11 protein-coding genes, 3 tRNA genes and 1 pseudogene are annotated in these 9,917 nt (G+C 40.2%); 5 read left to right on the forward strand and 10 right to left on the reverse strand.

Features of this window, described 5'->3' with window-relative positions:
• Positions 1-239: 239 nt before the first annotated feature.
• The 6 genes from LPW36_RS16850 to uvrY all read right to left on the reverse strand — a co-directional run bounded on the left by LPW36_RS16850 (position 240) and on the right by uvrY (position 3,772).
• Positions 240-326: transfer RNA gene (locus tag LPW36_RS16850), tRNA-Leu, on the reverse strand.
• A gap of 11 nt (positions 327-337) precedes the next feature.
• Positions 338-411: transfer RNA gene (locus LPW36_RS16855), tRNA-Cys, on the reverse strand.
• A gap of 25 nt (positions 412-436) precedes the next feature.
• Positions 437-512: transfer RNA gene (locus LPW36_RS16860), tRNA-Gly, on the reverse strand.
• A 156-nt stretch (positions 513-668) separates the two neighbouring features.
• A complete protein-coding gene (gene pgsA, locus LPW36_RS16865; RefSeq protein WP_230611686.1) occupies positions 669-1,223 on the reverse strand; it encodes a CDP-diacylglycerol--glycerol-3-phosphate 3-phosphatidyltransferase in 555 nt (184 codons plus the stop codon).
• A 67-nt stretch (positions 1,224-1,290) separates the two neighbouring features.
• A complete protein-coding gene (gene uvrC, locus LPW36_RS16870; protein WP_230611687.1) occupies positions 1,291-3,123 on the reverse strand; it encodes an excinuclease ABC subunit UvrC in 1,833 nt (610 codons plus the stop codon).
• Positions 3,116-3,772, reverse strand: a complete 657-nt coding sequence (gene uvrY, locus LPW36_RS16875) for a UvrY/SirA/GacA family response regulator transcription factor (RefSeq protein ID WP_230611689.1) — start codon at positions 3,770-3,772, stop codon at positions 3,116-3,118. Before uvrY ends, uvrC begins: the two co-directional genes overlap by 8 nt.
• A gap of 617 nt (positions 3,773-4,389) precedes the next feature.
• Here uvrY and LPW36_RS16880 point away from each other — a divergent pair.
• Entirely contained in the window at positions 4,390-4,668 is a 279-nt protein-coding gene (locus LPW36_RS16880; protein WP_230611691.1) for a monooxygenase, read from the forward strand.
• Between the two features lie 55 nt (positions 4,669-4,723).
• Here LPW36_RS16880 and LPW36_RS16885 read toward each other — a convergent pair whose 3' ends face one another.
• From LPW36_RS16885 to tusE, 3 genes are all read right to left on the reverse strand, one after another.
• The gene (locus tag LPW36_RS16885; RefSeq protein WP_230611693.1) at positions 4,724-5,359 is read right to left on the reverse strand and encodes a phage N-6-adenine-methyltransferase; all 636 of its coding nucleotides are present in this window, start codon (positions 5,357-5,359) and stop codon (positions 4,724-4,726) included.
• A 1,091-nt stretch (positions 5,360-6,450) separates the two neighbouring features.
• Entirely contained in the window at positions 6,451-6,768 is a 318-nt protein-coding gene (hspQ, locus tag LPW36_RS16890) for a heat shock protein HspQ (RefSeq protein ID WP_230611695.1), read from the reverse strand.
• Between the two features lie 118 nt (positions 6,769-6,886).
• Entirely contained in the window at positions 6,887-7,216 is a 330-nt protein-coding gene (gene tusE, locus LPW36_RS16895) for a sulfurtransferase TusE (RefSeq protein WP_230611697.1), read from the reverse strand.
• 146 nt (positions 7,217-7,362) lie between these two features.
• Between tusE and LPW36_RS16900 the strand changes: the two genes are divergently transcribed.
• Positions 7,363-8,169 carry a sulfite exporter TauE/SafE family protein gene (locus LPW36_RS16900; RefSeq protein ID WP_230611699.1) on the forward strand — a complete coding sequence of 269 codons (807 nt, stop codon included), beginning with the start codon at positions 7,363-7,365 and terminating at the stop codon, positions 8,167-8,169.
• A 157-nt stretch (positions 8,170-8,326) separates the two neighbouring features.
• Here the strand turns inward: LPW36_RS16900 and LPW36_RS16905 are convergent, their stop codons facing one another.
• Positions 8,327-8,527, reverse strand: a complete 201-nt coding sequence (locus LPW36_RS16905) for a hypothetical protein (protein WP_230611701.1) — start codon at positions 8,525-8,527, stop codon at positions 8,327-8,329.
• A gap of 393 nt (positions 8,528-8,920) precedes the next feature.
• Here LPW36_RS16905 and LPW36_RS16910 point away from each other — a divergent pair, with 393 nt between their 5' ends.
• The 3 genes and pseudogenes from LPW36_RS16910 to LPW36_RS18030 all read left to right on the forward strand — a co-directional run.
• Positions 8,921-9,193 carry a YdgH/BhsA/McbA-like domain containing protein gene (locus tag LPW36_RS16910; RefSeq protein ID WP_230611703.1) on the forward strand — a complete coding sequence of 91 codons (273 nt, stop codon included), beginning with the start codon at positions 8,921-8,923 and terminating at the stop codon, positions 9,191-9,193.
• A 132-nt stretch (positions 9,194-9,325) separates the two neighbouring features.
• Positions 9,326-9,643, forward strand: a pseudogene (gene tnpA, locus LPW36_RS16915) (IS200/IS605 family transposase); the annotation flags it as partial.
• Positions 9,644-9,846: 203 nt separating this feature from the next.
• Positions 9,847-9,917, forward strand: a 71-nt coding sequence (locus tag LPW36_RS18030) for an IS1 family transposase (protein WP_338085959.1), incomplete at its 3' end; no start/stop codon positions are given.

A 9,917-nucleotide genomic window follows, 5' to 3' on the forward strand; every position in this document is an offset into this window, starting at 1 on the left:
AAACTTCTGACATACTTGGTAAACAGGCATAGAGGTGATCTCATTGAATTGATAGCACAATCAGTAGATCACAAAACTCTATGCCTGTCTTTTTTTACCTGCTCATTACTGGGGATTCCTCAGCGCTGAAGCGGGTATGTAGCCTTATTCAGGCAGAAGAATCCTGAATATCAGATACAAAAAAACCACCTTTCAGGTGGTTTAGTCAACGTTAAGTACTCATTATCATCAATATCAAATGGTGCCCGGGGCGAGACTTGAACTCGCACGGCGTTGCCGCCGAGGGATTTTAAATCCCTTGTGTCTACCGATTCCACCACCCGGGCATACTTGATATTGGAGGCGCGTCCCGGAGTCGAACCGAGGTAGGCGGATTTGCAATCCGCAGCATGGCCACTCTGCCAACGCGCCATAATATTCATATCGAATATTAATTTGGAGCGGGAAACGAGACTCGAACTCGCGACCCCGACCTTGGCAAGGTCGTGCTCTACCAACTGAGCTATTCCCGCGCCTGAAACATTATATCAGAACTTGCTGATTTAACTGCTTATCCCAATTAAGACCGCTGCCGTAATTGGATGCTGTGCATTCTACTTACCTGACGAGGTGAGTCAATAGAATTATTACAACATTTGGTTCGTTTGCTGCTTTTTCCGGCGTATCGGCTATGGTTCCAGCAAGTCAGCCTTGGAGGCCTTCAAATATTGGAACATCGACCAGAACGTTAGGATTGTGGCGATATACAACAAAATAAAACCAAAAATCTCAACGATATGGTTAGGTCTCCACAGCAATATGACTAATGCCAACATTTGCGCGGAAGTTTTCACTTTGCCCACCCATGAAACAGCAACACTACTGCGCTTACCAATTTCTGCCATCCACTCTCTCAGAGCAGAAATAATGATTTCACGCGCTATCATCGTAGCTGCTGGTAGAGATATCCACCAAACGTGATAGTACTCAGAAACTAACACCAGTGCCGTCGCAACCATCACTTTATCAGCGACCGGATCGAGAAAGGCACCAAAGCGTGTAGTTTGCTTCCAGCGTCGAGCTAAGAATCCATCAAACCAGTCGGTTACCGCAGCGACCACAAAAATGATGGCACATACCATTGGAGCCCATTGATATTGCGCCGGTAAATAAAACGCCACAACAAAGAATGGGATCAAAATGATGCGAAAAAGTGTAAGCAGAGTCGGTATATTAAATTGCATAGTGCTATGGTGCTCTATTGCTGTTCAGTATAAAAGGAAGGCGTATGCCTATGTTGCTACATACTCTTCAGGGTTTCAATGCATTGTGTATCTTTTCTGCTAAAGATTGCGATATCCCCGGTATTTTTGCAATCTCTTCTACGGTGGCGTTCAATAATGGTTGTAAGCCTCCCATATATTTTAGCAAGGCCTGACGACGTTTAGGCCCAACACCTTCAATATGTTCCAGCGCGCTGGTATTTCTGACTTTTGCCCGCCGCTGACGATGTCCGGATATCGCATGATCGTGAGAATCGTCACGAATATGTTGAATCACATGCAACGCAGGTGAATCTGGCGGTAGAGAGAATCCTTCCCCTTCGGCGGCTAAAAATAACGTTTCCAGCCCGGCTTTGCGGTCGCTACCCTTGGCTATGCCCACTAGCAGTGACCGGGTTTTATCCCACTCAACGTCCAACTGTGCAAAAACATCGATAGCCTGGCCTAATTGCCCCTTTCCACCATCAATAAAAATGACATCCGGAATTTTCTCATCCGTCAGCGCTTTTCCATATCGCCGCTTTAATACTTGCGACATGGCCGCATAATCATCCCCCGGTGTGATACCGGTGATATTGTAACGTCGATACTCAGAACGCAGTGGACCATTGCTATCAAATACCACACAGGAAGCGACAGTTTCTTCCCCCATAGTATGGCTGATATCAAAACATTCCATCCGATTAATTTTGCTGAGTTTCAGCACTTCTGCTAATGATGCCAGACGCTGATGGATAGTTGACTGTTGTGATAACTTAGTTTTAAGGGCAATTTGCGCATTGGTTCTTGCCAGTTTCAGATAACGGGCACGATCCCCTCTGGGATTACTTTGTATTTGAATTTTTCGTCCGGCAACTTCGGATAATGTCTCTTCCAGGGCATTTCTGTCCGGCAAAGAGAAATCCAGCAAAATCTCTCCGGGTAGGGATCTGGACTGACTTCCCTGTAAATAGAACTGACCAACGAAAGTCTGAACCACTTCATCCAGATCGGTTCCTTTCGGAATTTTAGGGTAATAGCTACGACTGCCAAGCACCTTACCCTGTCGTAAAAACAGTACGTGCATACAAGCCAGCCCGGCCTCATAAGAGACTCCGATGACATCCAAATCATCACTATCACCAGAAACAAACTGCTTTTCAGTTACCCGTCGGATGGCCTGAATTTGATCGCGAATGCGGGCCGCCTCTTCAAAATTGAGCGACAGACTGGCCTGCTCCATATTGGCTATCAGTTGATTCAGTACCTGTTGATCTTTGCCTTCCAAAAATAATCGAACGTAATTTACCTGTTTTTGATACTCATCATCACTGACCAGCCCTGTAACACATGGCCCCAGGCAGCGGCCAATTTGATATTGCAGGCAGGGACGCGAGCGATTGCGATAAACGCTATCCTCACATTGACGAACAGGAAAAAGTTTTTGCAGTAATGCTAATGTTTCACGCACAGCACCTGAGTTTGGAAATGGCCCAAAGTACTCCCCTTTGGCGTGCCTGGCTCCCCGGTGCATTTTCAATCGAGGGTGTTTATCTGAACTCAAAAAAATTAACGGGTAAGACTTATCATCACGCAATAAGACGTTATATCGGGGCTGATATAACTTTATATAGTTATGTTCAAGCAGTAACGCTTCTGTTTCGGTATGGGTAACCGTCACATCGATATTAGCGATACTTTTAACCAACGCCTCTGTTTTTCGACTACTTACGTTTTGGCGAAAATAGCTGGATAAACGCTTTTTAAGATCTTTTGCCTTCCCTACATAAATAACAACGCCAGAAGTATCGTACATACGATAAACCCCTGGCTCATTAGTTACATATTTTAAAAATGCTTTGCTATCAAAACTGTCAGTCACTATTTAACAATTTCTCTGATGTCACAATTCCATGGCGAATAGCAAGATGTGTTAACTCAACATCACCACTAATATTCAGCTTGCTAAACATTCTGTAACGATAGCTATTGACCGTTTTAGGACTGAGATTGAGCGTTTCCGCGATCTCATTAACTTTTAGCCCTTTCGTGATCATTAACATAATCTGCAACTCGCGTTCAGACAAACTGGATAATGGTGTATCCGCCTCCGGCTCCAGCTGACTCAAAGCCATTTGGCGGGCAATATCAGCACCGATATAGCGCTGCCCGGAAGCAATAGCACGAATAGCGTTAATCACTTCCTGAGGTGCCGCACCTTTACTTAAATAGCCGGAAGCCCCTGCCTGCATAACTTTTGCTGGTAGCGGGTTTTCCGTATGAATTGTCAGCATAATGACTTTGATGTCAGGTGAATAGCGCAAAATCTTACGCGTAGCCTCCAGGCCACCAATGCCCGGCATGTTCATATCCATTAAGACAATATCGACATTATTGGAACGACACCACTTTACGGCATCCTCGCCGGTCTGTGCCTCACCAACAACTTTTATTCCTTTGACATCTTCCAGAATGCGTCGGATCCCTGCGCGCACCAATTCGTGGTCATCAACAAGAAGAACGCTAATCAACAGAAAGTCTCCAAACAAGAAAGGTAAAGTGATACTTTTTAATCGCTAAGCAATGATTCATTAAAAACACTCAACCGATTGATAGTACAGGATGAAACACTATTTCAAAATCAAAATATATTCAACCTGCAAACAAATCCATCTTTCAAAGGTAGCTAAGGTTTACATATCCTCACGTCAAACTCAACGAAAAGATTTACTACCACACCGTCATTTTTATGATTATATCAATAATATAGCTGTTCGTCTGTAATGGCGAATTCACGGACTAAAGATGGTCATAACGCTTATATAATGGAATAAAAAGACAACATAAATAATGTCCTGATTATAATTCATTCAAAAATACATCAAAGAGTGACAAAATTAATCGACTTAATCGCTCCATTATTTTTTACTATAACCTTCAACTCAAAACCGTTGTGTGACCGATTTGTTCAAACAGGAAGCAACATTGATTAATAGCCATTTTTTGTATCTGCTTATCATGGCAACTTCATCGTCAGTTTGCACGTCACTATGAAACCATATCTGATATGATTTTCCCTCTCGTCACAATAAACAGCTTTTATTATCAGGAGGTCATGATGACAGTATTACTTCAGGTAGATTTCAGTATGCCCGCAGAGATGTTAGGTGAGAATTTATCCAAAAGCGCAGTTCCTCTGGCTGAAAGTATAAATAATGAACCTGGTTTCATTTCAAAAATCTGGACTGAAAACCTGCAAACTGAAGAAGCTGGTGGTATCTATTTCTTCACCGATCGTGAGTCAGCTGAACGTTATTGGAAGATGCATCAAAAACGCATTGCTTCTTTTGGTATTAAAAGCGCAAATTGCAAAATTTTTGATATAAACCTCCCGCTGACTAAAATTACCCACGGTCAAATCGACTAGTTATCATATGTGACATAAGTCCCTACCCAATGAGCTTATGTCACATATGTCCTGCTCAGGCAGCAACAACGATAGATGACGGGTTCATTTTCATCATATTCATTACCGTATTTCCCCTGGCAAGAAGGTCGTCGCGATGGAGATAACTCAGTTGAGGCCCCGTCCACGTCTTATCAAAAATCAGTATTGCCACGCCAAATGAAGCCGTCGTCACCTCTTGCTGCTTATCTGCCGGAACAAACCATTTAGGCATATCAAACGAAATTCTTCCGCGAATAAAAGCAATATGATCTGCCTTATCTCCCGGCCACCACTCTTCTGCTGTTGCCACTTTAACCAGATAGACATAACGCCCCCCCAGTTCTCGCTGTTTAATGGTATGGCGCATGATGTGAGACATACCGGTAATGTAGTGCCCACAATGTTGCTTTGCCCTGGAATAGGGAGGATTAGCAAACGCAGCTCCATTAAGTTTAGATAATTGCTCTGCCCAATTTTTAGTTAATGCATTATCTGCCGCCGTATAATATTTTGAGCATTTACTGTTTTCACCGTCGCTAAACAAGTCTAAAACCAAAGGTCCATACAAATTATCAATACCCCAAAATAACGCGTCTGGCGTACACCACTGGTCACCAATATCTTTTAACTGGTGTTTAGGTTTTGACCGTAATGCTTTTACTTGTTTCAAATACTCAGCTCTTGAAAAATCGACCATATATTCACTCATAATTTAGTTGCTTTCAAATGGCAATGTCCACACCGCATAGAGTGTTATTATAAAAACACACAATAAATAGAAGAAAAAATTCAAACGAGACACTAATTGAATGAAAATCAACAAATCACATTACATATAAATATAAAGCCTGTATTTATATTTTCAAATAAAAAATAAAATAATTTATGATAATTTGTATCATAACAACCCTTTAAATCATTCATGGTGAAAATTAAGATATAAGTTGACAAATATCAACAAAAAGAATAATCAAAAATATATTGAAAAACAAAACGTTAAATAAATTAAATTATTCAACTTTTCTTTTTCAATATGAATTATTATTAATTAATATTAATTTGGCACACTTAGCATAGAAATTAACCACAAGTATAACTTTATATGGCTGCTACTTATCAGGTAGGTAGGTAGGTAGGTAGGTAGGTAGGTAGGTAGGTATTTAGTCAAAAATCACGGACACAAACAGAAACCATTAATTATGTAACAAAATATTTAAATTACTCAGGCATCGCGTCAACTTTTTTCACCTTGAGTATTGTTGTGAATTTTGAGTTATCTGTAGTTCTATCGAATCAAGGTGTCTTATCAGCATTTGAAACTAATATCTCATAATGAAATAAAAGATAGATATTAATAATTATTTGTTTTTTTATATCGATTAAATCTACAAATCAAAATAAAAATCCAAAACTGGAAATGCCATCATCGAAAACCTTGAAAGAATGCCTTCAAAAGAGATATCTCAGCACCTCTTATATTTGGATAAAAAACTAGTGTTTTTACCAGCTTGTTTTATAGGTCAAATCTCAGTGATAATTACCCCAGCGTTTTATCAGTTACAAATTAACTGTTTTTGGTTTGCCGTGAAACCGACTCCACACACTTTTTGGGTTTCACGGCTATTTTTTTGTCCCAATTTTACATAGATACTTCAATCCGGTGCCTGTTCCCCCTTCTACTACCTCTTTTTATTCAAAAACTAGCTTTAGGCAATAAAAAAGCCATTCTACGATTAACAGAACGGCTTTTTAACAGCACCATCAATTTCTTAAGCGTGGCGCTTGCAGTTGATCTCTGATCGATGCAGCAAGTTCATCAAGAGAGGGTTGTTCCGGATGTGTTTCTACATCCTCTTCTGCGAGCTGTATCTCTGCAAGGTAAGTATGGATCGGTTGCCCCTCTTCATCTTCCATAACTACGTGATACCAGGGGGCGTTTCTCAAGTTATCATCTGCAGCAACTTCATCGGAAGCTGGCTGCTCCAGGGAGTACTCGGCATCGATATCAATGATAACGCCAAGGTTACCCAGTAACTTATGTCTGACTTGCTGACCAATAGAAAATTTACTGGTAATCATTGTAGCCTCCTCGTATTCAGCTCCTGCCTTTTTCTTAAATATGGGGGGAACCAGCCATATTTCAAGTTAAATTGTGCTATTGGAGCAATTTCAACGCTAAACTCACCTAACTTTACATTCAAATGCACTTAACTGGTTTAGGTAAACCCGCGATTTTGGTGGCTTGTTTTGCGGGGCCTTTCACAAAAAGTCGATAAAGATAGCGACTATTCCCCTTCTCTTCACCATATTTTTGTGTCATCGCTTTGACTAACATTCGAATGGCTGGAGAAGTATTAAACTCCTGATAGAAATCTCTTACAAAGTGGATGACTTCCCAATGCTCCGCCGTTAACTCAATATTTTCCTGTCGGGCCAGAATCTCTGCCATTGATTCATTCCAGTCATTACTGTTAAGTAAATACCCTTGAGCATCGGTCTCTATCGTGCGCCCTTCGAACTCGAACATACAACCTCAACATGATTATTGATGAAGATTTTGATTTTTGTTCATTGTAACGTAAAAACTCTATACTCAGTACCTATGCCTAATCTGACGGCAGGGTTAATATTGGTTAATGTGTGTTTTATTAAAATTTCAATCAAGGATATTCAATGGCTATTGAATGGATATTAGCGTATTTGTTATTGGGCGCTGTGGTGGGGTTTATGGCTGGACTACTGGGAATTGGCGGGGGTGGTATTATGGTACCTGTCTTAACCACTATTTTTGCCGCTCAAGGGATCCCTCAAGAGCATCTGGTACATCTGGCTCTTGGTACGTCAATGGCTTCTATTGTGATCACTGCTTTTTCAAGCTTAAAAGCCCATAATCGTCATCAGGCAGTTTTGTGGCCGGTTGTTTGGAAAATCACGCCTGCAATACTAATTGGCACCCTGTCAGCAACCTGGTTAGCCGCATTATTACCAACAAAAGCACTGGGAATATTCTTCTCCTGTTTTATGGCCTATGTGGCATTACAGATGATTTTAAATATTAAACCTAAGCCAAGCCGCCAATTACCTGGGAATGCGGGCATTTCTATTGCCGGACTCTCAATTGGCGGTATATCGGCACTGGTTGCTATTGGTGGCGGTTCGCTTACGGTCTCTTTTTTGACCTGGTGTAATGTGCGTATACAACATGCTATAGGGACATCCGCCGCTGTCGGTATGCCAATCGCTCTGGCAGGTAGCATTGGTTATATGATTAACGGTTGGAGTGCATCCAATACTCCCGATTACAGCGTCGGTTATGTCTATTTTCCCGCCGTTATCCTTATTTCCGCACTAAGTTATTTTACAGCCCCTATTGGCGCCCGAGTGGCGCACAAAATGCCGGTTGCTACGCTTAAGAAAGTTTTTGCCTGCTTACTAATACTGTTAAGCCTGAAGATGCTACAAACGATCTTTTTTGGTTAGCCTGCAAATTGATACATATCACTCAAATACAGAAGGGTTAGTCTATGACTAACCCTTCTATTTTAAATTCATTGGTGCCAGTTAGACTAAATACTGTATATCGAAATGATATACAGCTTCAGAACCAGGTGCTCTCCCACACTACACTATAGAATAATTAAGACTTAACCTCAGTTTGAGCTAAAAACTCCAATGCCGACGTAGCAATCCTACCTTTTTCAGAATCTGCTGAATCTTTGTGTATCACTCTTAACAGCTTCTCCGATATAGAGTCTTTGCTTACCGGAACCTTTTTTTCACATAGCTTAACGACCGTTTCACCGATGATTTTCTGTATAGCATCCATTTTTTGAGACATAAGCCACCTGTGTATAAGTTGGTTGAGTTTTTATTAAGCTATAAATGACGTAAATATTCAAGGTATTATTCTTTGTTCTTTTAACTGACAATAATAATTTTTAACATTCCGAAAATTATTTAATATTTTCAGGTAAAAATAAAAAGTTCAATAAATATAGTTTTCTTTTAGATTATTCCATTATGCCTTAATAGCAAAATTGAATAACACGCAATAATACCTAATTACAATAGGTTATAGGTCAAGAAAGGTAAAGTACTCTGCTTATATCATAGTACATTGATATTTATAACAAATATACTCCCAGCCATTCTTTGACAAATCGATGAGTTGTTAAATAATTAGAATGTTATTGTAATTATCGTTAACTAAATTCTTTATCGAGGCATTACCATGAAAGTATTTAAAGCTCTGATAATTACCCTTGCTGCCGGTTGTTTTTCTCTAAGTGCAATTGCTGCAACAGAGATAACTCAAGAACAGGCAAAAAACAGTAATTATGAAAAAATTGGTGTTGTAGATGTAACTAAAAAAGCAACCCAATCAACAACAGATATCAGCGAAGGATTATCAAAACTGGCTGATGAAAAAGGCGGCAAATATTTTGTTATTATCGCAGAAGGTGGTAATAATGAAATTCATGCGGCTGCGGATGTATACAAATAGTACTTTAACTTCTGAACAAGATAACCACCTGCTATGCGGGTGGTGACCCGAGGTTATACCCCAAAAAACACCTTTCCGTTACGATACAGATGTTCAAGCTGATATGCGTAACTTAAAAAAGGAAAGGTGTTTATGGCAATTAAAGCACAAAGATTAGCCCACACAAAATGGCTATGTAAGTATCACTTGGTATTTTCGCCAAAATATAGACGGAAAGTTATCTTTGCCAGTTTGCGTACAAGCATAGGTGAAATATTAAGAAATCTTTGCAAATATAAGGGAGTAGAGATAATAGAAGGACATCTGATGCCGGATCATGTCCATCTGTTAGTGAGTATTCCGCCTGAAATCAGTGTATCGAGTTTCATGGGATATTTGAAAGGAAAGAGCTCATTAATGATATTTGATAAACATGCGAATCTAAAATACAAATTCGGCAACAGGAAATTTAATTACAGTCTCGAATTAATATTATACAAGTTGAATTCATTATCTTTCTACCTGTCAAAGATACTAGTTTCTACATCTTTGCTGAAAGTTTCAAATTTCACTGCGCCAATCCTATCAATTTGAAACCTTGCAAAGTAAACTATATATTATCGGGTCGTGACGCATATTTAGTGTTGTGGTATTCTTCGCCCTTTGGATGATTGATGGCAAAGATTGATGTAGTTTGTCCCCGCTGTTCTGAAACGAGTGATGTGATCCGAAACGGTCATTCCAC

The organism is Limnobaculum eriocheiris (assembly GCF_021010575.1).
In the GTDB taxonomy this organism is placed as follows: Bacteria; Pseudomonadota; Gammaproteobacteria; order Enterobacterales; family Enterobacteriaceae; genus Limnobaculum; species Limnobaculum eriocheiris.